This is a genomic window from Nonomuraea sp. NPDC050451 (genome assembly GCF_044458585.1).
Genome location: NZ_JBITHZ010000006.1, coordinates 219,735 through 244,451, shown reverse-complemented (window position 1 = coordinate 244,451; position 24,717 = coordinate 219,735). Strand labels below are relative to the sequence as shown.

Annotated in this window: 24 protein-coding genes and 4 tRNA genes; 18 read left to right on the top strand and 10 right to left on the bottom strand. The window is 71.2% G+C overall.

Going from position 1 to position 24,717, the window contains the following annotated elements; all coding sequences use genetic code 11:
* The first annotated feature begins 26 nt into the window (after positions 1 to 26).
* From ACIBI9_RS22030 to xerC, 3 genes are all read left to right on the top strand, one after another.
* A complete protein-coding gene (locus ACIBI9_RS22030) occupies positions 27 to 203 on the top strand; it encodes a helix-turn-helix domain-containing protein (RefSeq protein ID WP_397224010.1) in 177 nt (58 codons plus the stop codon).
* 99 nt (positions 204 to 302) lie between these two features.
* On the top strand, positions 303 to 455 hold the full coding sequence (locus ACIBI9_RS22025) for a CopG family ribbon-helix-helix protein (protein ID WP_106240258.1): 153 nt from the start codon (positions 303 to 305) through the stop codon (positions 453 to 455).
* A 4-nt stretch (positions 456 to 459) separates the two neighbouring features.
* Positions 460 to 1,641 carry a tyrosine recombinase XerC gene (gene xerC / locus ACIBI9_RS22020; RefSeq protein ID WP_397224009.1) on the top strand — a complete coding sequence of 394 codons (1,182 nt, stop codon included), beginning with the start codon at positions 460 to 462 and terminating at the stop codon, positions 1,639 to 1,641.
* A 102-nt stretch (positions 1,642 to 1,743) separates the two neighbouring features.
* Here the strand turns inward: xerC and ACIBI9_RS22015 are convergent.
* A tRNA-Val gene (locus tag ACIBI9_RS22015) sits at positions 1,744 to 1,818 on the bottom strand.
* Positions 1,819 to 2,370: 552 nt separating this feature from the next.
* Here ACIBI9_RS22015 and ACIBI9_RS22010 point away from each other — a divergent pair.
* Positions 2,371 to 2,787 (top strand): SsgA family sporulation/cell division regulator, encoded by a 417-nt coding sequence (locus tag ACIBI9_RS22010; RefSeq protein WP_103958541.1) that lies wholly within the window; start codon positions 2,371 to 2,373, stop codon positions 2,785 to 2,787.
* Positions 2,788 to 2,791: 4 nt separating this feature from the next.
* On the opposite strand, the gene ACIBI9_RS22005 is transcribed toward ACIBI9_RS22010, so the two are convergent.
* Positions 2,792 to 3,403, bottom strand: coding sequence for a DUF305 domain-containing protein (locus ACIBI9_RS22005; RefSeq protein WP_397224008.1), 612 nt, complete (start codon positions 3,401 to 3,403; stop codon positions 2,792 to 2,794).
* A 120-nt stretch (positions 3,404 to 3,523) separates the two neighbouring features.
* Here ACIBI9_RS22005 and ACIBI9_RS22000 point away from each other — a divergent pair, with 120 nt between their 5' ends.
* A complete protein-coding gene (locus ACIBI9_RS22000; protein ID WP_397224007.1) occupies positions 3,524 to 4,867 on the top strand; it encodes an LVIVD repeat-containing protein in 1,344 nt (447 codons plus the stop codon).
* A gap of 639 nt (positions 4,868 to 5,506) precedes the next feature.
* Here the strand turns inward: ACIBI9_RS22000 and ACIBI9_RS21995 are convergent.
* From ACIBI9_RS21995 to ACIBI9_RS21975, 5 genes are all read right to left on the bottom strand, one after another.
* Positions 5,507 to 5,581, bottom strand: a tRNA-Val gene (locus ACIBI9_RS21995).
* Position 5,582: 1 nt separating this feature from the next.
* Positions 5,583 to 5,656 (bottom strand) — tRNA-Cys (locus tag ACIBI9_RS21990).
* Between the two features lie 15 nt (positions 5,657 to 5,671).
* Positions 5,672 to 5,743 (bottom strand) — tRNA-Gly (locus ACIBI9_RS21985).
* 81 nt (positions 5,744 to 5,824) lie between these two features.
* Positions 5,825 to 6,550, bottom strand: a complete 726-nt coding sequence (locus tag ACIBI9_RS21980; protein WP_397224006.1) for an SDR family NAD(P)-dependent oxidoreductase — start codon at positions 6,548 to 6,550, stop codon at positions 5,825 to 5,827.
* A gap of 337 nt (positions 6,551 to 6,887) precedes the next feature.
* Entirely contained in the window at positions 6,888 to 8,096 is a 1,209-nt protein-coding gene (locus ACIBI9_RS21975; RefSeq protein WP_397224005.1) for a hypothetical protein, read from the bottom strand.
* 111 nt (positions 8,097 to 8,207) lie between these two features.
* Here ACIBI9_RS21975 and ACIBI9_RS21970 point away from each other — a divergent pair, with 111 nt between their 5' ends.
* The 3 genes from ACIBI9_RS21970 to hutH all read left to right on the top strand — a co-directional run bounded on the left by ACIBI9_RS21970 (position 8,208) and on the right by hutH (position 11,158).
* Positions 8,208 to 8,762 (top strand): hemerythrin domain-containing protein, encoded by a 555-nt coding sequence (locus ACIBI9_RS21970; protein WP_397224004.1) that lies wholly within the window; start codon positions 8,208 to 8,210, stop codon positions 8,760 to 8,762.
* A gap of 115 nt (positions 8,763 to 8,877) precedes the next feature.
* Positions 8,878 to 9,585: an ArsR/SmtB family transcription factor gene (locus tag ACIBI9_RS21965; protein WP_397224003.1), complete on the top strand. Its 708-nt coding sequence runs from the start codon at positions 8,878 to 8,880 to the stop codon at positions 9,583 to 9,585.
* Between the two features lie 22 nt (positions 9,586 to 9,607).
* The gene (gene hutH / locus ACIBI9_RS21960) at positions 9,608 to 11,158 is read left to right on the top strand and encodes a histidine ammonia-lyase (protein WP_397224002.1); all 1,551 of its coding nucleotides are present in this window, start codon (positions 9,608 to 9,610) and stop codon (positions 11,156 to 11,158) included.
* Here hutH and ACIBI9_RS21955 read toward each other — a convergent pair.
* Positions 11,155 to 12,324, bottom strand: coding sequence for a Rid family hydrolase (locus ACIBI9_RS21955; protein WP_397224001.1), 1,170 nt, complete (start codon positions 12,322 to 12,324; stop codon positions 11,155 to 11,157). The two genes, hutH and ACIBI9_RS21955, sit on opposite strands and share 4 nt — an antisense overlap.
* Before the next feature lie 58 nt (positions 12,325 to 12,382).
* On the opposite strand from ACIBI9_RS21955, the gene ACIBI9_RS21950 reads away from it, so the two are divergent.
* The 10 genes from ACIBI9_RS21950 to rodA all read left to right on the top strand — a co-directional run bounded on the left by ACIBI9_RS21950 (position 12,383) and on the right by rodA (position 23,797).
* Positions 12,383 to 13,300 (top strand): LysR family transcriptional regulator, encoded by a 918-nt coding sequence (locus ACIBI9_RS21950; RefSeq protein ID WP_397224000.1) that lies wholly within the window; start codon positions 12,383 to 12,385, stop codon positions 13,298 to 13,300.
* A complete protein-coding gene (locus ACIBI9_RS21945; protein ID WP_397223999.1) occupies positions 13,267 to 14,295 on the top strand; it encodes a chorismate-binding protein in 1,029 nt (342 codons plus the stop codon). The genes ACIBI9_RS21950 and ACIBI9_RS21945 overlap by 34 nt, the downstream gene beginning before the upstream one ends.
* A complete protein-coding gene (locus tag ACIBI9_RS21940) occupies positions 14,292 to 15,122 on the top strand; it encodes an aminotransferase class IV (RefSeq protein WP_397223998.1) in 831 nt (276 codons plus the stop codon). Before ACIBI9_RS21945 ends, ACIBI9_RS21940 begins: the two co-directional genes overlap by 4 nt.
* 90 nt (positions 15,123 to 15,212) lie before the next feature.
* On the top strand, positions 15,213 to 17,744 hold the full coding sequence (locus ACIBI9_RS21935; protein ID WP_397223997.1) for a hypothetical protein: 2,532 nt from the start codon (positions 15,213 to 15,215) through the stop codon (positions 17,742 to 17,744).
* A 42-nt stretch (positions 17,745 to 17,786) separates the two neighbouring features.
* On the top strand, positions 17,787 to 18,218 hold the full coding sequence (locus ACIBI9_RS21930) for a nuclear transport factor 2 family protein (RefSeq protein WP_397223996.1): 432 nt from the start codon (positions 17,787 to 17,789) through the stop codon (positions 18,216 to 18,218).
* A 180-nt stretch (positions 18,219 to 18,398) separates the two neighbouring features.
* Positions 18,399 to 19,619: a rod shape-determining protein gene (locus ACIBI9_RS21925; protein ID WP_397223995.1), complete on the top strand. Its 1,221-nt coding sequence runs from the start codon at positions 18,399 to 18,401 to the stop codon at positions 19,617 to 19,619.
* Complete coding sequence (mreC, locus tag ACIBI9_RS21920; protein ID WP_397223994.1) at positions 19,616 to 20,338, top strand: rod shape-determining protein MreC; 723 nt, start codon at positions 19,616 to 19,618, stop codon at positions 20,336 to 20,338. Before ACIBI9_RS21925 ends, mreC begins: the two co-directional genes overlap by 4 nt.
* A gap of 3 nt (positions 20,339 to 20,341) precedes the next feature.
* Positions 20,342 to 20,842 carry a rod shape-determining protein MreD gene (locus ACIBI9_RS21915; protein WP_397223993.1) on the top strand — a complete coding sequence of 167 codons (501 nt, stop codon included), beginning with the start codon at positions 20,342 to 20,344 and terminating at the stop codon, positions 20,840 to 20,842.
* Positions 20,835 to 22,679 (top strand): penicillin-binding protein 2, encoded by a 1,845-nt coding sequence (gene mrdA / locus ACIBI9_RS21910; RefSeq protein WP_397223992.1) that lies wholly within the window; start codon positions 20,835 to 20,837, stop codon positions 22,677 to 22,679. Before ACIBI9_RS21915 ends, mrdA begins: the two co-directional genes overlap by 8 nt.
* Positions 22,676 to 23,797: a rod shape-determining protein RodA gene (gene rodA / locus ACIBI9_RS21905; RefSeq protein ID WP_397223991.1), complete on the top strand. Its 1,122-nt coding sequence runs from the start codon at positions 22,676 to 22,678 to the stop codon at positions 23,795 to 23,797. The genes mrdA and rodA overlap by 4 nt, the downstream gene beginning before the upstream one ends.
* Here the strand turns inward: rodA and ACIBI9_RS21900 are convergent.
* A complete protein-coding gene (locus tag ACIBI9_RS21900) occupies positions 23,759 to 23,974 on the bottom strand; it encodes an amidohydrolase family protein (RefSeq protein WP_397224192.1) in 216 nt (71 codons plus the stop codon). The genes rodA and ACIBI9_RS21900 overlap by 39 nt on opposite strands.
* Positions 23,899 to 24,696: an iron-sulfur cluster assembly protein gene (locus ACIBI9_RS21895; protein WP_397223990.1), complete on the bottom strand. Its 798-nt coding sequence runs from the start codon at positions 24,694 to 24,696 to the stop codon at positions 23,899 to 23,901. The genes ACIBI9_RS21900 and ACIBI9_RS21895 overlap by 76 nt, the downstream gene beginning before the upstream one ends.
* Positions 24,697 to 24,717: the final 21 nt, after the last annotated feature.

The following is a 24,717-nucleotide window of genomic DNA, read 5'->3' as shown; positions in this document are numbered from 1 at the left end:
ACGACAAACCGAGAGGGGGGATGCACATGCAGGCATACACCGTCGAACAGGTCGCAGAGATGCTGAGCATCGGACGCGACAAGGTCTACTACCTGCTCCGCACACAGCAGCTCAAAAGCATCAAGATCGGCAAGCTTCGCCGGATCACCGACCAGCACCTTGCCGACTTCATTTCCTCGCTGGAACCGATGGACGAGGCGTAGAACGCTGTGCTACACCGTTCGCATAGGCCGGACGCGAGACACAACCCACCGTCCGGCCGGCGCCTCTTGATAACTGCATGACACGAAAGGAAGCCGTCTATGACGAGCGACCGAACGACCCTGCCTCCCGTACGCGTGGACACAGAACTGAAAGACCGTCTCCGCAAGTACGCCGAGTCGCAGGAACGAGATGTGTCGTGGGTGATCAGGAAGGCGATCGAGGAGTACCTCAACCGTCACGAGAAAGGGTGATCCCTTGGCCAAGATCCTGATCGGCAAGTACGAAGCGACCATCTACCCCGAGGGGGACGGCTACACCGGAGCCATCTCCCTCGGGTTCGGCCCCGACGGCAAGCGCCAACGCCTCAAGCGCAAGGCCAAGACCAAGACCGCGGTCAAGGACAAGCTGATCAAGGCCGTCAAAGACCTTGAGGCGGGCATCACCGCATCGGAGACCTACACCGTGCGCGATGCCATCAACGACTGGCTCAGCAAAGGTCTCAAGGGCCGATCCGAAAGCACCGTCACCAAGCTACGCATCCTCGCCGAGACACACGTCATCCCAGGGCTGGGAAAGATCAAACTCGAGCAGCTACGTGCCGATCACGTGGATGAGTGGCTTGACCAGCTCGCCGGCAAGCTAGCCACCACCACCCTGCGAGAGATTCACAGCGTACTTAAGAGGGCCATCCGGCAAGCTCAGGCGCGTGACATGGTGCTCAGGAACGTTGCCGAACTGGTCACCACGCCCAAGGGCACGGACGGCCGGCCAAGTAGAGCACTCAATCGGCAACAAGCCGAAGCGGTGCTCAAGGCCGCCAAGTCGTCCGAACTCCACGCGTACGTGGTGATCAGCCTCACCACAGGTGTTCGCACCGAGGAAGCCCGCGCGCTGCGCTGGGATCATGTCGTCGCCTGGATACCGGACAGCAAGTCCTGGCGACCGGTGACCGAAGTGGGGTTCAACCACAGGAAGTTCGCCATCTACGTGTGGCGCGCCGACCGAGATGGAGGTGACACCAAGACCCGCAAGTCACGTCGCACCCTGGAACTGCCCAAGCTGGCAGCTCAGGCCCTCCGGCAACACCACGTCCGCCAAGCCGCCCACAAGCTCAAGGCCGGCGAGGCATGGCAAGATCACAACCTGGTGTTCTGCACGAGCGTCGGCACCCAACTCGACGCGTCAAACGTGCGACGGGCATTCCGAAAGATCACCAAGGACGCGGGACTCGGAACCGCCTGGACGCCCCGCGAACTGCGTCACTCGTTCGTCTCCATCATGAGTGACCAGGGCGTGCCCATCGAGACCATCGCCGATCTCGTCGGGCACGCGGGCACCAGCGTCACGGAAGCGGTCTACCGGCACCAACTCAGGCCAGTGATCACCAAGGGTGCCCACACGATGAACATCATCTTCGGCGACAGCCGACACGGGTAGAGAGTCCGAGTGAGATGGCTCCCCGATTGGCTCCCATCGACTTCCAGACACGAAAAACGGGGCTCCGGATCTCTCCGAAACCCCGTCTCATCTGCATCTTCGTGGTGGGCGATACTGGGATCGAACCAGTGACCTCTTCGGTGTGAACGAAGCGCTCTCCCGCTGAGCTAATCGCCCGCCCTGTCGGTTCCTCGCGGTGCCGACGGGGAAAACCATACCGCACTCTGGCGCCTGCTGGCGAAGCGAAGCGATCGGGCGGTGGAGCGTGGGTGTGGATCCCCGGTGGATCTGAGGTGGTTCGCAGGTGGCTCCGCGGTTGCTCTGGGGTTGCTCCGGGGAGGATCGGGGGAGGTTCCGGGGTGACGACGACGGGGCCGTGGGAGGGATTCAGGTGAAACGCGGCGGTTGCCCACCGGCGGGGTGGGTCGGTGGCATACCATCGTCCTGTTCCGTAAGGCACCGATCGCGATCTTTTGGCAAGAAACGTTCATGGTCGAGCGCGGCGGGACAGGCTCCACAACACGCAAAACCCTCGTAAATACGACCCGATTTGATCCCGTTTAGCCTGGTAGATGCCTAAATGTCCAGCTGTGATGTGCGTTACAGAAGGCCCCTGGAGCGGAATCTTTCCTACAGGTTTCTTCGTTCCGCGTCATAGCTCAGGACGAAGTCCGTCAGAGCAGTGAAAGCCCCGAAGAGGGGACCTACGACGAAAAGGTTTGGCTGACGATGAACAGCACCACCGTCTCCGCCGAGCTTGGCCTTCGGCTTGTGGTCCCCGACCGTACTACCGTCCCCCTGCTCGCCGGACTGAGTTACACAGCCGACGATCCTTACGCCATACGCATGGCCTTCCACGTGGGGAATGACGAGCCGGTCGAGTGGATCTTTGCTCGCGAACTGCTCACTGTGGGCATCGTGAGGCGTGTCGGCGACGGCGACGTGCAGGTGTGGCCCGCGCGTGCCGATGGCGAGCGCACGCTCCACATCAGCCTCACGTCCCCGTTCGGGCAGGCGCTCTTCGAGGTGCCGCTGGCCCCGCTCACCGAGTTTCTCCACCGTACGTACGAGAAGGTCCCCGCGGGCCGTGAGACGGACTACATGGACCTCGACGCCGAGCTGACCAACATGCTCTGGCCCTCCTGACCCTCTAGCCAGGCAGCGTTTCCAGGACTTTGCGCATGCGGGCGATCTCGATGCTCTGACCCGAGTACACGTCCTTCGCCATCAGCCGCATGCGCTGGTCCCGGCCTGTCGCCAGCTCCTCCCCCGCCATCTTGACCGCTCCCTCGTGGTGTCTGGTCATCAGCTGCAGGAACATACGGTCGAAGGCCGCCCCCTTGACGCCGCGCAGCGCGTTCAGCTCCTCCGGCGTCGCCATGCCGTACCCCGCCGCCTGGGTGTGCGTGTGACCGTCCGGGGCGGTACGGCCGAGCTCGGCCAGCCAGGCCGTCATGGCCTTGATCTCCGGGGTCTGGGCGGCGGTGATCTGGCGGGCGAACGCGCGGATGGTGTCCGTGGTCGTACGGTCGTTCACCAGTGAGGTCATCTCCAGGGCCTGGCGGTGGTGGGGGATCATGGCCTCGGCGAAGCGCACGTCCGAGGCCACCGTCGGTCTGGGCGTCTGCCCGACCCGCTCCCCCGGCGTCGCGGTACGGCCCGGCGTCCCCGGGCTCCCCGGCACGATCACCGGTGCCCCCGTGCCCACGGGGGAAGGCCCGGCCGGCTCCGGAGAGCAGGCGGCAAGGGCGATTGTGGTCACAACTGTGATGAAGACGGCACGCGGGCCCGTACCCACTGACATAGCTTCCATAGTGAACTACGAGACAAAGGGGAATGCGCGTTGATCTCTGCCAAGTTGCGCGGAGCGTTGTTGTGTACGGTGCTGCTGTTAACTTCGGCCTGCGCGGCGGGACAGACAGCGTCCGGGGCCTCGACGCCCGACACCTCCACGCAGGAGACCAGCGCTCCAGCCGGCAAGCCGTCCGCCACCGGTGACGTGACGATGAGCGACAACGTCAAACTCGTCGCCCAGATGCGCCGCCCAGCCCCCCTGAACGGCCGGGACGACATCAACACAGACCTGGCGTTCCAGGGCGATTACGCGTTCGTGGGCAACTTCGGCGGGTTCGCGATCTACGACATCAGCAACCCGACCAAGCCTCAGCTGGTGAGCACGGTGTCCTGCCCGGCCCAGCAGAACGACGTCTCGGTGTACGGCGACCTGCTCATCCTGTCCATCGACGAGCCGCGCGGGGGCGAGGAGTGCGACTCCGGCGAGGACAGCCCCGAATGGGAGGGGCTACGGATCTTCGACATCAGCGACAAGAAGAGCCCCAAGTACCTCAGCGCGGTCAGGACCGACTGCGGCTCGCACACGCACACGATGGTCCCCGCCGGGGAAACGCTCTACGTGTACGTCTCCTCGCCCGGCCCCGAGCCCGACTCGCAGACGTGCCCCCCGCCCCACGAACTCATCCAGATCGTAGAGATCCCCACAAAGTCGCCTCAGTCCGCGAAGATCGTGGCGAAGCCGGATATCTTCCCTGAGCGGCAGCACTCCGAGCTCGCCTCCGGCTGCCACGACATCACCGCGTACCCCGAGAAGAAGCTGGCCGCGGCCGCCTGCTTCGGCGACGGCGTGCTCCTCGACATCTCCGACCCGGTCAGTCCGAAGGTCCTCCAGCAGATCACCGACACGGAGAACTTCCAGATCTGGCACTCGGCGACGTTCAACAACGATGCCACGAAGGTCGTGTTCAGCGACGAGCTGGGCGGCGGCGGCCAGGCCACGTGCGACAGCAACACGCCGCGCACGAAGGGCGCGGATGCCGTGTACGACATCGTGAACGGCAAGCTGGAGCGGCGCGGATACTTCAAGATCCCTCGGGATCAGCAGGAGAACGAGAACTGTGTCGCCCACAACGGCTCCCTGATCCCGGTGCCGGGCAAGGACGTCATGGTGCAGTCGTGGTACCAGGGCGGGGTGTCGATCTGGGACTTCACCGACTCGGCCAGCCCGAAGGAGATCGGCTTCTTCGAACGCGGCCCGTTCCCGGGCGGCGGCATCGCCGGGTCGTGGTCGGCGTATTACTACAACGGGTACATCTACTCCAGCGACATCATGGAGGGGCTGGACGTCCTCCAGATCAACGATCCCCTCACCGACCCGGCCAAGAAGGTCAAGATGGACGACTTCAACGTCCAGACCCAGAAGTCGTACTGAGCTGAGGGCTGACCGCCTACCGCCGGCCGCCCCACCCGGGCTGGGGCAGCTCACCCGGCTACCCGGGGGCGGCCCACGTGGCCGTCCCCGGACCTCGGCTCTCCCGTCGGCACCCGCCCGGGGCGGCCCCTGGACGCTGCTCCGGGGCACGGCCCACCCGGGGCCCGGGTTGCAGCCCGCTCGGCCGCCCCTGGACGTCGTTCCCGGACGCGACACCCCGGCGACCGTCTGTGGGTGGGTGCTCTTCTCGTGGGCGCCCGCTCACTGGGTGCTTGGGGCCCGCTTGGGCACTGCCACTACGTGGACGATGTAACCGAGTGAGGGTGGCGGGCCGATCAGTCGCCGCAGGGTGAGGCTGGCGGGCCGCTTGATCGCCGCCGGGTGAGGGTGGCCGACCGGTTGACCGTCGCCGGATGAGGATGGCGGGCCCATCGGTCGCCACCAGGTGAGGGTGGCGGAGCATCAGGCGCCACCGGGTGAGGGTGGCCAGCCGGTGGGCCGTCATCGGGTGAGGGCTGTGGGACGGCCGGTCCTAGGGTGAGGTGGTGGGGCGGTCGGTTGTCGCCGGGAGTTGCCCGATCAAGCCGAACAGCAAGAAACCCCAGCTCACGGCGGGTGCCGCGAGCTGGGGTTGGAGCATGGTGGACGATACTGGGATTGAACCAGTGACCTCTTCCGTGTCAGGGAAGCGCTCTCCCGCTGAGCTAATCGTCCTTGGAGGTGGCGACGGGATTTGAACCCGTGTGGACGGCTTTGCAGGCCGCTGCCTCGCCTCTCGGCCACGCCACCGAGCCGGAAGCTCCGAGCGGAAGACGGGATTCGAACCCGCGACCCTCACCTTGGCAAGGTGATGCTCTACCACTGAGCCACTTCCGCATCCGCCTCGTTTAACCGGGGCGACGAGAGAACTCTAGCGAATCCTGGCCGAGTACCCAAACTGGATTACGCTCGCGCAGGTCACGTGTGGCCCCCGTTAACGGTGATGCGCTGGCCCGTGACGAATGCGCCGCCCTCCGAGGCGAGGAACGAGACGGCCGCCGCGACGTCGTCGGGCGTGCCCATGCGCCCCAGAGGCACCTCCGCGAGGTAGCCGCTCTCGTCGAGGCCCGCGTGCCGCTCCACCGGGATCCAGCCGGGGGCGACGACGTTGACCGTGATGCCGTACGGGCCCAGCTCGCGGGCCCAGACCTCGGTCATGGCGTGCTGCGCGCTCTTTGCCGCGATATAGGCGGACATGCTGGGCAGTTTGCGGTCCACGACGTCGGAGCCGATCTGGATGACGCGCCCGCCGCCGTTTTCCTTCATGCCCGGCAGCACCGCCTGCACCAGCAGTGTGGGACTCTTGACGAAGAACTCGAGCTGGTCGAGCTGCGCCTGCCAGGTGAGGTCCTCCAGCGCGATGGTCGGCTGCGGGCCGGTGGCGTTGGCCACCAGGACGTGGACCGGGCCCAGGCGCTCGGTGACGTCGGCGATCAGGGCCGGCACACTGGGCTCCTGCGTGACGTCGGCGGCGAACGCCTCCGCGGCGCCGCCCGCGGAGCGGATCTCGTCCACCACCCTCGCGGCGCCGGCGGCGTCCCGGTTGTAGTTGACGGCGACGGCCAGGCCGTCGGCGGCCAGCCTGCGCGCGATCACGGCTCCCAGGCCGCGCGACGCGCCGGTCACGAGGGCGACTGCTGTCATGAGACCCGACTCTAGCGACGATCTCCGGCGACGATCCCCCTCAGCCCCTCAGCCCCTCACCCCCTCGGACAGGGCCTCAGCCTCAGTGACTCGCCCCCCGCCGACCAAGCCCAAGCCCAAGCCCAAGCCACGCTACCGCCAGGGGCCAAGGGCCAGGGCGCAGGCTCAAGCGGCGTGAGGCCCCGTGAGCGCTGAGAGGCATGAGCGGCCCTGAGCGGTACATGAGTGGCGTGAGGGCCGCGAGCGCCCTGAGCGCCGTAGGCGCCGTAAGCGCCGTGGTTCAGAGCTTCGGTGACGCGGCCCGCCGCCGAACAGGGTCGACACCGTAGGCAGGGTTCTAGCGGCGTTGCCGGCCGCCGGTCAGGCTCGCCGGGTACGGTTCCTCCGTTTCCAGGCGGTAGTCCCGGCCGGAGACGGCGCGGTTGCCCTCGATGACGCGCTCGGACGGCGGCCGCTCCCCATCCGCCAGCGCCTGCCGCATCCTCCGGAACCGCTCGTGCTCCTCCAGCACGTACCCGGTGCCCAGCGTCGTGCGGTCGGCCTGGGTGGCGAGCAGATCTCGGAGGTACGCCTTGTTCGGCTCGAACGTCATCGGCGGCGGGCACGCCTGAGCCAGCACCTGGTCGGGATCGCGCCCGTCGAACCGCCTGAACAGCTCGGCCGCCAGCCGCAGGTGCTCCAGCTCCATGTTGAGATGCAGCTCCCAGATGCCCTTCACCCGGGGATCCGACTCGGTCTCCATGAACGAGTAGTACAGGTAGCACTCGTTGTACTCGTGGTTGAGCAGCCGTTCCCACCAGCTCTCGCCCGCGTCGACCAGCGACTCGTAGTGGGTGAGGTGCCCCTCCTCGACCAGCCCGATCTCCTGGTAGAGCCGGCGCGCCGCGGGCTCCAGGCACATGGGGCCGGCGGTCATGGAGAAGTTCATGATCTGCTGCTCGACCGCCATGACGGTGAGCGCGTGCAGCCGTGACAGCGGCTCCGTCTTTCTCCTGTCGTACGGCTCGCGCACGTTGTCCACCGGATCCCGATGCTGCAGGTGCGTCGGCCGCCCCGGCATCACCTCGGTCACCCGGCCCACGATCTTCTCGGTCGCGCGGTGCTCGATCATCTCGTACAGGTTCGCGTACCGGTAGAGGTGGTCGAGGTGCTCCAGCAGGCCGAACTGGTAGGCCTGCTTCAGGTACTCGTCCGGCTCCATCCGCGCCGCCCACGCCGTCAGGTCCACCGCCGCCTGCTCGTAGGCGATCGTGGTCTCCAGCACCGACGAAGATCCCGGCAGCAGCCAGTTGACCACTTTCTGCTGCTGCGCCTCGATGTAGCGCACCCGCGCCAGTCGCTGCCTGATCTCGGTGTCGGGGCAGTGTCGGGCGAGCTGGTGGCTGAAGAAGATCGCCTCCGTCTCGATACCGTTCATGGTGACGATGCGGCACCGCGTGTAGGGGTCGGTGTGGTCGGGATCGATCGGCGTGACGTTCAGCTGGTTCCAGTGGCGCAGCTGGTCGTCCAGCGGGATACCCCGCTCCTGCAGTGGGTCGAAGGCCATGTCGCTGCGCTTACCCGGCGCGAAATGCGGCAACCTCCGCTTTCGGTCCGCCGACGGCCCGCGTTCGGTAAGGAAGCGCGTGCCCCCCGGAGGCTCGGGTAGGGCGCGGGCGTGGGTGAACAAGATGTCATCGATTTGCTGGTGATCCAGCACAGCCAGATCAGGGACCTGTTCGACGAGGTTGAGCAGGCGCCGCCGGACAAGGTGGAGGAAGCCTTCGACCGCCTCACCCGGATGTTGTCCGTGCACGAGACCGCCGAGGAGGAGATCGTCCATCCGTACGCGCGCAGGAAGCTCGACAACGGGCAGGGCATCGTGGGCGACCGCCTGACCGAGGAGAACCGGGCCAAACGGCTCCTCCTCGACCTCCACAAGGGCGGCGTGGACCATCCGCAGTTCTGGGAGCGGCTCGGCGAGCTGCGCCTGGCCGTGGCAGCACACGCCCGCAGCGAGGAACGGTACGAGTTCGTCAAGCTGCGCGCGAACACCTCCATGGTCGAGCGGCGGGCCATGGCCGCGGCGGTGCGGGCGGCCGAGAGCCTCGCCCCGCTGCGCCCGCACCCCGGCACGGAGAGCGCCACCAAGAACATGCTGGTGGGCACGCCGATCGCGCTGATGGAGCGGGCGCGCGAGCTGATCCGCAAGGCGCTCGGCAAGCGCGCCTGACCCTTCGACGCAGGTCGCAAGGCGCTCGACGGTCCGATGCGCGTCGCAGGGCGCTCGGCAAGCGCGGCCGACCCTTCGACGCAGGTCGAAATGTCGCCGTACTAGCGTCGTACGCATGGAGTACATCGCTCGCGACGCCGACATAGCGCCCGTCGCCGCGCTCATCGCGGACCCGACCAGGGCGGCCATGCTGACCGCCCTCCTCGACGGGCGGGCCCTGGCGGCGGGAGAGCTGGCCAGGGTGGCCGGGGTCAGCGCCGCCACGGCGAGCGCCCACCTGGCCAGGCTGCTCGACGGGCGGCTGGTCGACGTCGTACGCCAGGGCCGCCACCGCTACTACCGCCTGGCCGGGCACGACGTGGCCGAGGTGCTGGAGGTGCTGGCCAGGGTCAGCGCCCGCCCACCCGTGCGGTCCCTGCGCCAGTCCAGGCAGGCCAGGATGCTGGAGGAGGCCCGCACCTGCTACGACCACCTCGCGGGACGGGCCGGGGTGGGGCTGCTCGACCGGCTCACCGAGGGCGGCTACTACGCGGCGCAGGACCTGACCGAGGCGGGAGAGCGGCTGCTGACCGGCATCGGCGTGGACGTGGACGGCGCGCGGAGGTCCAGGAGGCGGTTCGCGCCCGAGTGCCTGGACTGGACCGAGCGCAGGTCGCATCTGGGCGGTGCGCTGGGGGCGGCGATCACCGAGGTGCTGTTCGAACGGGACTGGTACCGGCGCGGCAAGGTGCCCAGGGCGGTGGTGCTCACCGACGAGGGCAGGGAGGGGCTGTCCGCATTGTTCCCGAGTAAGGAGCTAACATCGGGTACGCCGGTTACTTAGCGAGCAGCGAGAGAGACACCCCATGCGCGACAAAGAAGTCGTGAACGTCGGCCCCGAGCCCCTGACCTTCGACGACGTCATCAGGGTGGCCCGCCACGGAGCCCCCGTACAGCTCACCGACGACGCACTCGCCGCCATCTCGGCGGCCCGCCAGCGGGTGGACGAGCTGGCCGAGAGCCCGACGCCCGCGTACGGCATCTCGACGGGCTTCGGAGCCCTGGCCACCCGGCACATCGACCCGGCCCTGCGCGCCCAGCTCCAGCGCTCGCTGGTGCGCTCCCACGCGGCGGGCAGCGGGCCCGAGGTCGAGACCGAGGTCGTACGCGCGCTCATGCTGCTGCGCCTGCACACGCTCGCCACCGGCCACACCGGCATCAGGCCCACCACGGCCAAGACCCTGGCCGCGCTGATCAGCGCGGGCATCACGCCGGTCGTGCACGAGTACGGCAGCCTCGGCTGCTCGGGCGACCTCGCGCCGCTGGCGCACGTCGCGCTCACGCTGATGGGCGAGGGCGTCGTACGCGACAGCTCCGGGACCCTCCAGCCGGCCGGCGAGGCGCTCAAGCAAGCCCACATCGACCCCGTAGAGCTGGCCGCCAAGGAGGGCCTGGCGCTCATCAACGGCACGGACGGCATGCTCGGCATGCTCATCCTGGCCATCCACGACCTCACGGCGCTGGTCAGGACCGCCGACGTGAGCGCCGCGATGAGCGTGGAGGCGCTGCTGGGCACCGACCGGGTGTTCATGCCGGAGCTGCAGGCGCTCAGGCCGCACCCCGGCCAGGCCCTGTCCGCCGCCAACATGACCAAGGTCCTGCGCGACTCCGGAATCATGGCCAGCCACCGCGACCCGGAGTCCTGCACCCGCGTCCAGGACGCCTACTCGCTGCGCTGCGCCCCCCAGGTCGCCGGGGCGGTCCGCGACACGATCGCGCACGCCGCCACCGTGGCCGGGTGGGAGCTGGCCAGCGCCGTCGACAACCCCGCCGTGCTGGCCGACGGCCGCGTCGAGTCCAACGGCAACTTCCACGGTGCCCCGATCGCGTACGTCCTGGACTTCCTCGCCGTGGTGGCCGCCGACCTGGCCTCGATGTCCGAACGGCGTACCGACCGGTTCCTGGACGTGGCCCGCAACCACGGCCTGCCCGCGTTCCTGGCCCACGACCCCGGCGTGGACTCGGGCCACATGATCGCCCAGTACACCCAGGCGGCCATCGTCTCCGAGATGAAGCGCCTGGCCGTGCCCGCCAGCGTCGACTCCATCCCCAGCTCGGCCATGCAGGAGGACCACGTGTCCATGGGCTGGTCGGCGGCGCGCAAGCTGCGCAGGTCGGTGGACGGGCTCACCCGCGTGCTGGCCGTCGAGGTGCTCACCGCCGCCCGCGCGCTCGACCTGCGCGCCCCGCTGGAGCCCGCGCCGGCGACCGCGGCCGTCGTCAAGGCGCTGCGCGAGACCGTACCGGCCCCCGGACCCGACCGGTTCCTGGCGCCGGAGATCGAGTCCGCCGTACGCCTGGTCGCCGAGGGCGGCGTGGTGGCGGCGGCGGAGTCGGTCACCGGCTCCCTGGCCTAGCGCGGGAGGGCGACGATCAGGTCCACCTCCAGCAGCAGCCCCGGCCGGAACAGCCTGGACACCTCCACGGTGGTGCTGGCCGGGGGCGTGCCGGTGATGTACTTCGCGCGGACCCGTCCGTAGTCGAGAAGCTGGTCCATGTCCGTCACGTACGTCCGGATGAACGCGATGTCCTCGAACGTCGCCCCCTGGTCGGCGAGGATGCGCGAGATCACCTGGAAGATGTGCTCGGACTGGGCGGCCATGGATCCTTCGCCGACGATGTCCCCCTGCTCGTCGAAGGCGGCCTGGCCGGAGACGTAGAGCATGTCGCCGACGCGTACGGCGTGCGAGTAACGGCCGTTCGTGGCGGGGATCGTCGACAGGTTCAGCGGCACCGCGCGGCGGGCGGCGCCCCCGCCGACGTGCTCGGCGATCGCCGTCAGGTCGCGCTCCCCCAGCCCGGCCGCCCGCGCCTCCTGCAGCCTGGCCCGGGCGGCGCCGATCATCGATGGGGCCATGGACGCGCCCTCCCAGGCGCCCAGCTCCAGGTCCTTGGTCGCGTGCCCCAGCGAGTAGCGGGTCTCGGCGGACGGCACGCGCAGCCGCTCCGCCAGCGTGCCCAGCGGGGTGCCCGACAGCACGTCGATCAGCGCGCCACGGTCCACGCCGTGCGCCTCGCCGTACGCGAACGTCTCCGCCAGCAGCACCTGGGCGGGCACGATCGCGCTCATGACGGCGATCTTCATGGCCGCGCCCGCGCCCAGCGGCCCGAGCTCCCGCACCGACCCGAACACCGACAGCAGCTCGCGGCAGCCCGACACGTCACCGCCGGCCAGCACGGTGAGCGTGCCGTCGGCCGCGGGGCCCACGCTGCCCAGGACCGGCGCGTCCACCAGGCCCACCTCGGCGGGCAGCAGTGCGCGCAGCTCGCGCACCGCCTCCGGGCCGATCGTGGACATCTCCACCACCGTCGCGCCGGGCCGCAGCCCCGGCAGCGCCGCCGTCAGCACCTCCCGCACCGCGGCCGGGTCGCTGAGCATGGTGATGACCAGCTCGGCCCCGTCCACCGCCTCCGCCGCGGACACGCCGCTCGCGCGCCGCCACGTCGTCACCTTGTGCCCGGCCTGGGTCAGCCGCCGGGCCATGGGGACGCCCATGCGCCCCTGTCCGAGAAAAGCAATCATGTGCCACAGTCAACCTGGGTGCGAGGTATTCCACCACCGACTAGATTGCATATCAGCCATGCGAGATCTGAATGCCTTGGACCCGGGAGCGCTGCGGCTGTTCCACGAGGTCGCCGCGAGCGGTTCGTTCACGGCCGCCGCCGAGCTGCTCGGATACACCCAGTCGGCGGTCTCCCGCCGCGTCGCCGCGCTGGAGCGCGCCACCGGCGGGCCGCTCTTCGAGCGCCTGCCGCGCGGGGTGCGCCTGACCCCGGCGGGAAAGGCGCTGCACCGGCACGCCGTGGCCGTGCTCGACCGGCTCGAACGCGCGGGCGAGGAGCTGGCCGCCATCCACACCGGCCGGGGCGGGACGCTGCGCGTGGGCGCGTTCGCCACGGCCAACGTGGACCTGGTGCCCGGCACGCTCAAACTGTTCGCCGAGCGGCGGCCGGACGTCGAGCTGCGGCTGATCGAGGGGCTGACCTCGCGGCTGATGGACCGGCTGCGCGGGGGCGCCCTCGACGTGGCCGTGATCAGCGACTATCCGGCCGGGCTGTCCGCCGAGGGCGTCCGTACGGTGCCGCTGCGCGAGGACCGGCTGCTGGTCGCGCTGCCCGGCGGCCACCGGCTGGCCGCCGAGGCCGACGTGGACCTGCGGGACCTGGCCGAGGAGACGTGGATCGAGGCCGCCCCGCGCGGGCAGCCGACCCTGCTGGTGACCGCGTGCGCGGCGGCCGGGTTCACGCCGCGCAGCGGGCTGCGGGTGGCCGAGTGGACGGGCAAGTTCGGGTTCGTCGCCGCCGGGCTCGGGGTGACGCTGGTGCCGGAGCTGGCGGCGCGGGCCGTGCCGCGGGATCTGGTGCTGCGGCCGCTGCGGGGGCTGGCTCCCGCGCGGAAGGTGTACGCGGCCCTGCCCGAGACTCCGCTGCCGGCCGCGCTGGAGCTCGTCGAAATGCTGGGAGAATGGAGAATGTGTACGACGGTTTCGCCCACTTAGGCCACGTGTACGCGACCGGGTTGCGTGACGTGACCTCCGACCTGGCCGCGCTCGACGGCGAGGGCTGGTGGGCTGTCGTCGTCGACTACGAGGGCAAGGTGACGTGCGCCCGGTTCGACCGGGTGCGCCGGTCGCCCCTGCCCGCTCCCGCCCGCCCTTGGCACGGGCCCCGGCCCGACCAGTGGCGCAGTTCGCTCGACCAGGCCGCCTACGAGCAGGGCGTGCGCGCCATCCGCGGCTACATCGAGCAGGGCGAGGTCTACCAGGCGAACCTCTGCCGGATCCTGACGGCCCCCGTCCCGGCCGACGCCGACCCGCTCGCCCTGGCCGCCCGCCTGGCCGCGGGCAACCCCGCGCCGTACGCGGCCGTCATCCGGGTGCCCGGCCTGAGCGTGGTGTCCGCATCGCCCGAGCTCTACCTGTCGCGCGACGGCGACATGGTGGAGTCCAGGCCCATCAAGGGCACCGGCGCGACCGCGGACGACCTGCTCGACAAGGACTACGCCGAGAACGTCATGATCGTCGACCTCGTCCGCAACGACCTCGGCAGGGTCGCGGCCGTCGGCTCGGTCGAGGTGCCGTCGCTCTGCGCCGTCGAGGAGCACCCCGGGCTCGTTCATCTCGTCTCCACCGTCCGGGCCAGACTGGCGCCGGGGGCGGGCTGGCCCGAACTCTTCGCCGCGACTTTCCCGCCCGGATCTGTCACGGGCGCGCCCAAGTCGTCGGCTCTGCGCATCATCAACGAGCTCGAACCCGCTCCCCGGGGGCCGTACTGTGGGGCTGTGGGCTGGGTCGACGCCGACCGCCGCCGGGCGGCGCTGGCCGTGGGCATCAGAACATTCTGGATCTCGTCGCTGGCTCACGGCAGAGGCGAGATCCGATTCGGCACGGGAGCGGGCATCACCTGGGGCAGCGACCCCGGGCGCGAATGGCTCGAGACCGAGCTCAAAGCAGCCAGGCTCATCGCACTGGCATCCACAGGAGGAACTACATGAACATCCCTGTCTGGGTCAACGGCGAGCTGATCGACCCCGCGCAGGCCACCGTCTCGGTGTTCGATCACGGACTCATGGTCGGCGACGGCGTCTTCGAGACCATCAAGATCGTGAACGGCCGGTCGTTCGCGCTCACCCGCCACCTCGACCGGCTCACGCTCTCCGCCCAGCGCATGGACCTGCCCGAGCCCGACGTCGACGCCATCGCCGACGGCATCGGTAAGCTCCTGGCCGTCGCGCCCGCGTGGGAGCTCGGCCGCATCCGCGTCACCTACACCAGCGGCCCCGGCCCCCTCGGCTCCGACCGCGGCGACCAGGGCACCACCTCCGTCGTCATCGTGGACGAGCAGAAGCCGTTCCCGGCCACCGCCAACGTCACCGTCGTCCCCTGGCCCCGCAACGAGCGCGGCGCCCTGTCCGGGGTCAAGAGCACCTCGTACGGCGACAACGCCAAGGCCCTGCTGTACGCCAAGAAGCGCGGGGGCGGCGAGGCCATCTTCGGCAACCTGGCGGGCGACCTCTGCGAGGGCACCGGCTCCAACATCTTCATCGTCCGCGACGGCCGCCTGCTCACCCCCACCCTCGAGGCCGGCTGCCTGGCCGGGGTGACCAGGGCGCTGGTGCTCGAATGGTGCGGCGGGGAGGAGACCGACGTGCCGCTGTCGGCGCTGTACGAGGCCGAGGAGGCGTTCCTGACCTCGACGACCCGCGACGTCCAGCCGATCAAGCTCGTCGACGACACCGAGCTGCCGATCGCTCCCGGCCCGATCACCACCAAGGCCATGCGGATCTTCGCCGAGCACTCAGCCGCCGACCTCAACCCGTAGGCCGCCAGGGGCGGGGGCGGCGCTCACCGGTGAGCCACTTCCCCGTCACCGTGCGGCGGCACCCGACCCGGCTCGGGCAGAGGACCGGGTGTGGCGAAGACGACCGGTATCTTCCTGCTCGCGGCCGTGGTCTCCGCGCTCGCCGTCTCCGGCGTGTGCGCCCTGCCGCCCGTGGGCGGTTTCCTGCTCGGCCGGGCCCTCGGCGGCGTGCTCGTCTTCCCCGGGCTGGGTAGGGGCGCTGCGGGAGGCACGGCGGCGACCTTGGTGGCCTTCTCCCTGGCGCTGACCGGCGGGGCGTATCTCGCGTTCCGGTGGGCCGGGTTCGGCGGGTCGCGGCTGGGGGTGCTGGTCTGCTGGGGGCTCGCCGGCGGTCCCGCGGGGGTGCTGGCCGTGCTGATGTGGGCGCGGCTGCAGGGCGTGCCCTTCCGGGAGTACCTGACGTACGCCGCCTCGTGGGGGATGGCGACGGCGCTGCTCGCCGCCCTGCTGGCGCTGGCCGTCACGCGGATCGCGCCCGCCGGGCCCGCGAAGAAGGGCAAGCCGGCGTTCCGGCCGCGTGGCTGGGTGCTGCCGGGCCTGGTGGCCGGGTGGTCGGTGGTGTGGAGCGTCTTCCTGGAGCGGCAGGAGCTGCTCGCCTGGCTGCCGCTGTCGCTGAGCTACTTCGACCAGGTGGCCGTGCTGCTCGCCGCCGTCGCGGCCGGGTCGCTGGAGGGCGTGCTGCGGCGGCGATTACCGGTCGAGGGGCGGCCGGGGCGGGGGTTCGTCCTGGCGTGGATCGCGCTGACCGCGGCCCCGGTCGTGTACGCGGCCGTCGTCGCGATCGACCGCGGCATGCGGGAGCTGCTGCTCGCCGACCCGCTGAGCTGGGCCTGGCCGGCGGAGTACCTCCGCGACCTCGGGGCGGCGCTGATCGCCCACCCCGCCCAGGTCGCGGTGCCCCCGCTGCTGCTCGCACCGGCGGCCACGGGGCTCCAGACGCTCGTTCCCGCCCGGGAGCGCCCGGTCGGGGCGCCCGATCCCGTACGGCCCGATCGGCGCTGGAGCCTGCAGGTGGCCGGGGCGGCGGTCGCGCTGACGTACTTCTGCCTGGCCGTCACCTCGAGGTTCCCGCTGCTGACGCGGCGGACGTTCGACGAGGAGACGCCCGCGCCGCTGCGGGCGCTCGCGCTGCTCGCCCCGCCCGACGCGGCGCTGGGCAGGACCGTGGTGGTGTGGGCGGTGGTGGCGGTGTTCGGGGTGACGGCGACGGCGCTGGTGTACGTCGCGATCCGGGGGCAGCTCGTACGGCTCTTCCCCGCTTCTGACTACCTGGTGCTGACGGGCGCGCTCGCGCTGGCCGCCGCGCTGGCCTGGAACCTCGGCAGCGTGATCGGCCACGCGGTCACCGGCGAGCGCCCGCTGGACGTCGCGCCCGCCCGGGAGGCCGCCGCGTTCACCGGGTTCGTGGTGCCGGTGTTCGCGGCGCTGCTGTTCATCGTGCATTCGCAGGTCGGCCTGACCAGGTTCGTACGCATTGTCGAGCTGGAGGGCGAGGAGGGCTGGGCCAAGCTGCGCGAGCGGTACGGGGCCTGGAAGGAGCAGGTGCGCCCGCACGTGCCGAGCCGCCGGGAGCGCGGCCTGGCCGCGGCGCGGGCGGGCGGGGCGGCGCTGGTGATCGCCGTGGTGGCGGGGGCGTTCCAGGGGTTCGGGGCCGGGCCGCCCGTGGGGCGGGTCGACGCGCCGTTCCTCGCCGTGCCGGTGCTGTGCGTGACCCGGCCGCCGCTGGAGAACCTGACCGGCGCGCTGTACGTGGTGCTCCTTTCCGGGCTGGTCTACCTGGGCTTCGCCCGGCTGAACACGAAAGAGCGCCGCGCGGCCCCTTTCCTGGCCGTCTGGGGGCTGTCGGTGGTCGCGGGCGGGCTGGCCGGGCTGTTCGACCCGGTCACCGGGCTGCAGACGGGCCTCGTCGCCGGGCCGCTCGTGGCCGCGGCGCTGGTGGTGCCGCTGCGGCGCAAGATCCTCCTGTACGGCGCGGCGCTGCTGGTACTCGTGGCGGCGGCGCCGGCCGTGAAGGGCGGCCCGGCCCGCGAGCGGGTCGCCCTCAGCCCGATTGCCTGGCGGGAGCAGCGCCCGCGGCTCACGATCGACGTCTCCTACCCCCGGGCCCGGGGCGCCGACGCGGAGCGGATCAACGCGGCGCTCGCCGAGCCCGTGCGGGAGGCCGTCGAACAGGCGTCGCGAAGCCTGCGGGCCGATCCCACGGCCACCGGCCTGGTCACGGCCACGTACGTCGTCGTGCGCAACGACGCCGACGTGATCTCCGTCCGCTACATGATCGCGGGGGATGCCGGGCGGGCCGTCAACTACGACCGGGCCGCGGGCCGGGCGCTCGCCGTGCAGGAGATCTTCGTCCCGGCCGTGCTCACCCCTGCGGGCCGGCGGCGGCTGGCCGACGCGCTGCGCCCGCTCATGCCGCCGCCCCAGAACCCGCGGACCGTGAGCGTGGACAACGACCGCGTGCTGGTCAACCTGGGCTCGGGCGCCGTGGAGTTCACGTTCGGCCGCGGCTACTTCTGCGCGGCCTGCGAGCCGTTCACCGTACGGGCGTCGCGCGAGCGGCTGGCCGGGCTGCTGCGCCGCTGAATGATCTGGCCAACGAGCGCACATAGCGCGACGATCAACCCCATGGACACGCAGGAGATCGCCGATCGACTCGAAATCACCGGACTGCTGGCCCGCTACACCCGCGCCATCGACTCTGGCCAGTGGGACCTGCTCGACCAGGTGTTCAGCCCGGACGCGGTGATCGACTACCGCGCCACCGGCGGCATCAAGGGCACGCGGGACGAGGTCAAGGCCTGGCTCGCCGAGGTGCTGCCGCACTGGCCGGGGCGGCTGCACCTCATCGGGGCCCCGACCATCGACTTCCAGGACGGCGAGGCGCTCGTGAGCGCCCCGTTCACCGACACCCTCGCCCCCACCAGGGACATGGTCACCGCGGACACCGAAGGTTTCCTGCACGGCGGCGGCTGGTACCACCATCGCCTGCGGCGCACCTCCGACGGGTGGCGCAGCGTGGAGCTGGTCGAGGAGCAGGCCTGGCGCACCGCCCGGTAATCCGGCCGGGGAGCGGTGGGAGGCGCGGCTGTACTGTGCGGCCGCTCAGCCCGCACGCCCGCTGAGCTGCGGGGACGGGGGCGGATACAGAGTTAAGACGTTTGTGGTCAAAACCCCCAGGGCAGCGCGAGTGCGGGCAGCAGTCCCCCTGCCCTTCCCGGTCGAAAGGCTGTGCGGCACATGGCATTCGCATTGGGTCTTCTCGGTCATGACATAGCCGTCGATCTCGGTACGGCCAACACTCTCGTCTACGTCCGCAGGAAGGGCATCGTCCTGAACGAGCCCTCCGTCATCGCGATCAACCTGCACAAGAACACCGTCGTGGCCGTGGGCAAGGCGGCCAAGCGCATGATGGGCCGTACTCCCCCGCACATCGCCACGATCAGGCCGCTCAAGGACGGCGTGATCGCGGATCTGGACGCGGCCGAGCGGATGCTGCGCATGTTCATCCAGAAGGCGCACCCGAGCCGGTTCCTGGCCAAGCCGCGCATCGTCGTGGCGGTCCCGAGCGGCACCACCTCCATCGAGCAGCGGGCGGTCAAGGAGGCCGCCTACGAGGCGGGCGCGCGCCGGGTGCACATCATCGAGGAGCCGATGGCCGCGGCGATCGGCGCCGGGCTGAAGGTCGGGGAGGCCACCGGCAACATGGTGGTCGACATCGGCGGCGGCACCACGGAGGTCGCCATCGTCTCCATGAGTGGCGTCGTGGTCGCCAAGTCGCTGCGGGTGGGCGGCGACGAGCTGGACGAGGCGATCATCACCCACACCAAGAAGGAGCACGCGCTGCTGCTGGGCGAGCGCACGGCCGAACGGCTGAAGATCGACCTGGGCATGGTCAGGCCCGCTCCCGTGCACGACGCCGACCCCAGAGGCAGGCACCGGGTCGGCGTCCCCCTCGCCGACGGGCAGGGCCCGGCGGTCGTCGTGGAGGAGGCGGAGCCGGAGCCGCCGGCCGCCCCGCACCGATGGAACCCGTTCAGGTCCAGGACCAGGCAGCTCGACGCGGCGGCCGCGACCGGGCCGCGGCGGCTCGACCCGAAGACCTCGGCCCCGGTACGCGGCCGCGACCTGGTCAGCGGGCTGCCCAAGACCACCACCATCACCTCCGAGCAGATCAGCGAGGCCATCGAGGACCAGGTCCAGGCCATCATCGACGCCGTGCAGGCGACACTCGACCAGTGCCCGGCCGAGCTGGCGGGCGACCTGCTGGACAACGGGATCGTGCTGACCGGCGGCGGCGCCCTGTTACGCGGCCTGGCCGACCGGATGGGCGCGGCCACCGGCATGCCGATCCGGGTCGTGGACAAGCCGCTCTACTCGGTGGCGCTGGGCGCGGGCCGCTGCGTCGAGCGGTTCCAGGCCATGCGTGACGTGCTGCTGCCCGATTGGTCCCGTCGGTGAAACGGGCGTTCGTCCTGCTCGTGCTCGCCGCCGCCGTCCTGACCGTCGTGATCGACCGTACGCTGACGCCCCTGGCCCCGCTGCGGGCGGCGGGATCGGCCGTGTACGGCACGCTGGAGAACGCGATCGGCGCGCTCACCAGATCCGTCGGCGGCGAGCAGCGGGTGCGGCTGCTGGAGCGCGAGAACGCGCAGCTGCGGGCCGACCTGCTGGCGGCCCGGCAGCGGCCCGCACCGGCCGCGCGGGGCGTGGCGGCGCACGTGGTCGGGTTCGGGCAGGGGCGGCGGGTCACCATCGACGCCGGAACCGGGGCGGGCGTCGTGCGCGACGTGACGGTGCTGAACGCCGACGGCCTGGTCGGCAAGGTCACCTGGGCGGGCCCCGCGACGGCCACGGTGTCGCTGATCACCGACGCCGGGTCGTCCGTGGGCGCGCGCATGGCGGGCTCGGGCGAGCTCGGCCTGGTCACGGGCGTGCCGGGTGAAGGGAGCCTGCGGCTGAGCCTGTTCGACCCGAACGCGCCCGTGAAGGTGGGCGACCGGGTGGTGACGCTCGGCTCGGCGGGCGGGCGGCCGTACGTGGCGGGCGTGGCCATCGGCACGGTCAGCGCGATCGAGAGGGTGCCGGGCGCGGCCACCCGCACGGCGCTGGTGCGGCCCGCGGCCCGGCTGTCGGCGCTCGACCTCGTCTCGGTCGTCGTCCCCGACCCGGGACGGTGAGCCATGGGGCTGGTGGTGTTGGTGTTCGCGGCTCCGCTGCTGCAGGTGCTGCTGGTCAACCGGTCGCCGTGGGGCGGTCCCGACCTGGTGACGCTGGCCGTGGTGTGGCTGGCGCTGGCCCGGGGACCGGTGTGGGGGTGCGTGGCGGGGCTGGTGGCCGGGCTGGCCGCCGACGTGACGCCGCCCGCCGACGGCACGGTGGGCCGAGCGGCGCTGGTGCTGTCGATCGTGGGCCTGCTGGTGGGCCACTGGCGCGAGGGCAGGCCATTCCAGGTGGCCGCGGCGGGCGCCGCCATGGGCATCCTGCTGCAGGCCGCGGCCGCCGTGGCGCTCGGGGACGCTCCTTGGACGGGGGTCGTCCCCGAGCTGCCACGGACGCTGGCCTGGACGGTGGTGCTCGGCGCGGCGATCGGCGCGGCGATCGGCGCGGCGCTGACGCGGCGCAGGCCGAGGGAGCCCTGGCCGATGCCGGGCCGCTCGGCGGCGGAGCCGCGCCGTGTCTAGGGCCAGGCTCTTCGTGCTGCGGCTGGTCGTCGCGGCGATGATGCTCACGCTGGTGGGGCGGCTCTGGCAGCTGCAGGTGGCCGGCGGCGCGCGGTACGCGCAGGCGGCGGCCGAGGTGCGGATCAGGACCGTGTCGCTGCCGCCGACCAGGGGGCAGATCCTCGACGTGGCCGGACGGCCACTGGTGACCAACAACACCAGGCCGGTGGTCACGGTGGACGCCGTCGAGCTGGCCCACCAGCCCGACGGCGGCGAGGCGGTGCTCACCCGGCTGGGAAAGGTGCTGCGGCAGCCGTACCGGCAGCTGGCGGAGAAGGTGCGGCTGTGCGGGCCGCGGGTGGCGCAGCCGTGCTGGCAGGGCTCGCCGTACGAGCCGATCCCCGTCGCCGAGGGCGTCACGGCGCTGCAGATCAGCGAGCGGCAGCAGGACTTCCCCGGGGTGCGCACGGAGCTGCGGCCCGTCCGGGTCTACCCGTTCGGCGCGGCGGCGGCGCACACGCTCGGGTACGTGCAGGGCGCGAAGGGCCGCGACGGCCTCGAAGGCGTGTACGACAAGGAGCTGGCCGGCAGGGCGGGACGGCGGGAGGTGGCCGTGGACAACACGGGCCGGGTCACCAGGGTCATCCGACTGGACCCGCCCGTCCCCGGTGACACGCTCGTGACCAGCATCGACTCCCGCATCCAGACCATCGCCGAGCAGGCGCTGAGCCGGGCGCTGTCGAGCAGCGGCGGTTCGTCGGGCGCGGCGGTGGTGATGGAGTCGAGGACCGGGCGGGTGGTCGCGCTGGCGGGGCGGCCTTCGTACGACCCGGTCGTGTGGACCGACGGCGTGACGGCCCGCGAGTACAAGGCGCTGCCGCTGCTGTCGCGGGCCGTGCAGGGCGAGTGGGCGCCGGGCTCCACGTGGAAGGTCACCTCGGTGGCCGCCGCCGCGGCCGCCGGGTACGGGCTCGGCGCCACCTACGACTGCCCGAGCGGCTACACGGTCGGCAACCGCCTGTTCAGGAACTTCGCCAGCGCGGACCTCGGCCCGATGACCATGCACGGGGCGCTGGTGGAGTCGTGTGACACGATCTTCTACCGGCTCGCCGACCAGCTCTGGGAGCGCGGGTCGGACGTCATGCAGAGGACCGCCCGCGGGTTCGGGTTCGGCCGGGCGACGGGCGTCGACCTGCCGGGCGAGGCGGCGGGCGCGGTGCCCGATCCGGCGTCGAAGAAGGCGTACTGGCAGGCGACGCGCGAGGAGAGCTGCCGGCGTGCGGTCAAGGGCTATCCGGAGCTGGCCGACCGGGGGCGGGCGGCGTACCTGACGGCCATCGCCGGGGAGAACTGCCGGGGCGGCGGCGTGTGGCGGGGCGGCGACGCGGCCAACTTCGCCATCGGGCAGGGCGGCGTGCTGGTGACGCCGCTGCAGCTGGCGCGGGCGTACGCGGCCGTCGCCAACGGCGGCACGCTGTACAGCCCGCGCGTGGGGCTGCGGGTCGTGCGGCCCGACGGGAGCACCGCGCGGACGATCCAGCCGCCGGTGGCGGGGCGGCTGCCCGCCTCCGCCGAGACGCTGCGCTTCGTCAGGCAGGCGCTGAGCCAGGTGCCCCGGTCGGGGACGGCGCGGGGCGCCTTCGAGAAGTTCCCGTTCGACCAGATCGCGGTGGCCGGGAAGACCGGCACGGCGGAGTCGTTCGGGCGGCGGGACACCTCCTGGTTCGCCTCTTTCGCCCCCGATCCGGCCTACACCGTGGTGGTCGTGCTGTCGGAGGGCGGCCGGGGCGCGGAGGGCGCGGCTCCCGCGGCCCGCAAGATCTGGGAGGGCATTTTGAGATTGAGGGAGCGGCGATGAGGCCACGATTGGCGTGGGCGCCGACGCTGGCCGCGCCCGACCGGATCCTGACGCTGCTGGCGCTGGCGCTGTCCGTGGTGGGCCTGCTGCTGGTGTGGTCGGCCACGCGGATGGCGGGCGACTACTCGCTGCTGGTGCGGCAGGCGGTCAGCGTCGGGCTCGGGCTGGTGCTCATGTGGCTGGTCTCGCGGGTCGACCTGCGGGTGCTGCGGGCGTACGTGCCGGTGGTGTACATGCTGGCCCTGGTCTGCCTGGCGGGCGTGCTGACCCCGCTGGGCGTGCGGGTGAACGGGGCGCACTCGTGGATCGTTCTGGCGCCCGGAGTGCGGTTCCAGCCGTCGGAGTTCGCGAAGGTGGCACTCGCGCTGGCGTTCGCGGTGCCGCTCGGCGAGCTGCGCGACGGGCAGCGGCGGCCCGGGTTCGGCGGGGTGGTGCTGGCGCTGGTGCTGGCCGCGGTGCCGATCGGGCTGATCGCGCTGCAGCCGGACCTGGGGACGATGATGGTGTTCGCGGCCATGGTGACCGGGGCGCTGCTGGTGTCGGGGGCGCCCAAGCGGTGGCTGCTGGTGCTGTTCGCCGGGGCGGTGGGCGCGGGCGCGGCGGCCTGGAAGCTGGGGCTGGTGCGGCCGTACCAGATCGAACGGCTGCTCGTGCTGGCCAACCCCGCGGCCGACCCGGGCGGCGTGGGGTACAACGCCGCCCAGGCGCGCATCGCCATCGGGTCGGGCGGCCTCTACGGCAAGGGGCTGTTCAACGGCGAGCAGACCGCCGGGCACTTCGTGCCCGAGCAGCACACGGACTTCATCTTCACCGTCGCGGGCGAGGAGCTCGGGTTCGTCGGCGCGGCGCTCATCGTGCTGTGCGTGGGCGCGCTGCTGTGGCGCGGGCTGGCCATCGCCCGGCGCGGCGATTCCCCTTACGGGACCGTGCTGGCCGGTGCATTGGTGTCGTGGATCGCGTTCCAGACGTTCGTGAACGTGGGCATGACCGTGGGTCTCGTGCCGATCGTGGGCGTGCCGCTGCCGTTCGTCTCCTACGGCGGCTCGGCCACGGTCGCCGGGCTGGTGGCCATCGGGCTGCTACAGGCCGTGCACCGGACCAAGGCCATGGAGGCGTAGCAGGTTCTCGCCCAGGATCTTGCGCTTGGCCTGGTCGGTGAGCTGCGGGTAGCCGTACCCGTCGCACAGGTCCTGCGGGATCCGGAAGTCCCTGAACGCCCTCAGCGCCCACTGCGGATGGAAGATCGGCGCCTCCGAACCGTAGACGATCTTGTCTTCGCCGCACCAGAAGAGCAGCTTGCCGATGATCTCGGCGAACAGATCGGGTACGCCACCCGGGGGTCGTCCATGCGCCACGGGTACGGCGTGCCGTAGTCGTAGCGGACGTTGTACAGCTTGAACGCCTTGGCGTTGTACTCCCCCACCTGCTCCATCAGGTCGAGCGCCTTGCGCCCCTCCAGCGGGTTGACCGTGCCCCAGAAGATCGTGCGCTCCGGGTCGCGGGCGGCCAGCTCGGCGCACTCCTGCCAGGGCGACAGGCCGTCGTGGTAGAGGTCGGTGAGCGGCAGCGGCATCGCGACCAGCATGTCCGTGTCGGACTCCTCGTAGACCATGCGGCGGATGTCCTCGATCGTCCACTGGCGCAGGAACTTATCGGGCGGCAGCTTGGTCTCGCCGTCGGGGGGCTCCCGCACCTGCGCGGGGGCGGGCAGGAAGCGCAGCAGGCGGGCCGCCCTCGGGGAGAGCCGCTCCACCGTCCACGCCTCGTCCCAGACGACCTCCACCTCGGCCTCGCGCACGCCGGACTGCTCCTGGATGCGGTCGCGCACCTCCATGATCACCCGCGCGGCGAACGGGCACCAGCCCGAGGTCAGCAGCAGCTCCACCCTGGCCCGGCCGCCGTCCATCTGAACCGACCTCACCAGGCCTATCTCCACGACCGAGATGCCTTTCTCCCGGCAGCACGGGTCGTTGACCTCGGACAGCGCCTGGCTGGCCCACTGCGGTATTTCCGACATTTCCTGATCATCGGACCGGTG

What these genes read in the sequence shown, in the direction of transcription:
- ACIBI9_RS21925 (WP_397223995.1), top strand. Translation starts at nt 18,399, where the DNA reads ATGGCATTCGCATTGGGTCTTCTCGGTCATGACATAGCCGTCGATCTC.
- ACIBI9_RS22010 (WP_103958541.1), top strand. Translation starts at nt 2,371, where the DNA reads ATGAACAGCACCACCGTCTCCGCCGAGCTTGGCCTTCGGCTTGTGGTC.
- ACIBI9_RS21965 (WP_397224003.1), top strand. Translation starts at nt 8,878, where the DNA reads ATGGAGTACATCGCTCGCGACGCCGACATAGCGCCCGTCGCCGCGCTC.
- ACIBI9_RS22030 (WP_397224010.1), top strand. Translation starts at nt 27, where the DNA reads ATGCAGGCATACACCGTCGAACAGGTCGCAGAGATGCTGAGCATCGGA.
- ACIBI9_RS21955 (WP_397224001.1), bottom strand. Translation starts at nt 12,324, where the DNA reads ATGATTGCTTTTCTCGGACAGGGGCGCATGGGCGTCCCCATGGCCCGG.
- hutH (WP_397224002.1), top strand. Translation starts at nt 9,608, where the DNA reads ATGCGCGACAAAGAAGTCGTGAACGTCGGCCCCGAGCCCCTGACCTTC.
- ACIBI9_RS21980 (WP_397224006.1), bottom strand. Translation starts at nt 6,550, where the DNA reads ATGACAGCAGTCGCCCTCGTGACCGGCGCGTCGCGCGGCCTGGGAGCC.
- ACIBI9_RS21950 (WP_397224000.1), top strand. Translation starts at nt 12,383, where the DNA reads ATGCGAGATCTGAATGCCTTGGACCCGGGAGCGCTGCGGCTGTTCCAC.
- ACIBI9_RS22025 (WP_106240258.1), top strand. Translation starts at nt 303, where the DNA reads ATGACGAGCGACCGAACGACCCTGCCTCCCGTACGCGTGGACACAGAA.
- ACIBI9_RS21930 (WP_397223996.1), top strand. Translation starts at nt 17,787, where the DNA reads ATGGACACGCAGGAGATCGCCGATCGACTCGAAATCACCGGACTGCTG.
- ACIBI9_RS21895 (WP_397223990.1), bottom strand. Translation starts at nt 24,696, where the DNA reads ATGTCGGAAATACCGCAGTGGGCCAGCCAGGCGCTGTCCGAGGTCAAC.
- ACIBI9_RS21915 (WP_397223993.1), top strand. Translation starts at nt 20,342, where the DNA reads ATGGGGCTGGTGGTGTTGGTGTTCGCGGCTCCGCTGCTGCAGGTGCTG.
- ACIBI9_RS21940 (WP_397223998.1), top strand. Translation starts at nt 14,292, where the DNA reads ATGAACATCCCTGTCTGGGTCAACGGCGAGCTGATCGACCCCGCGCAG.
- ACIBI9_RS21975 (WP_397224005.1), bottom strand. Translation starts at nt 8,096, where the DNA reads ATGGCCTTCGACCCACTGCAGGAGCGGGGTATCCCGCTGGACGACCAG.
- ACIBI9_RS21945 (WP_397223999.1), top strand. Translation starts at nt 13,267, where the DNA reads ATGGAGAATGTGTACGACGGTTTCGCCCACTTAGGCCACGTGTACGCG.
- rodA (WP_397223991.1), top strand. Translation starts at nt 22,676, where the DNA reads ATGAGGCCACGATTGGCGTGGGCGCCGACGCTGGCCGCGCCCGACCGG.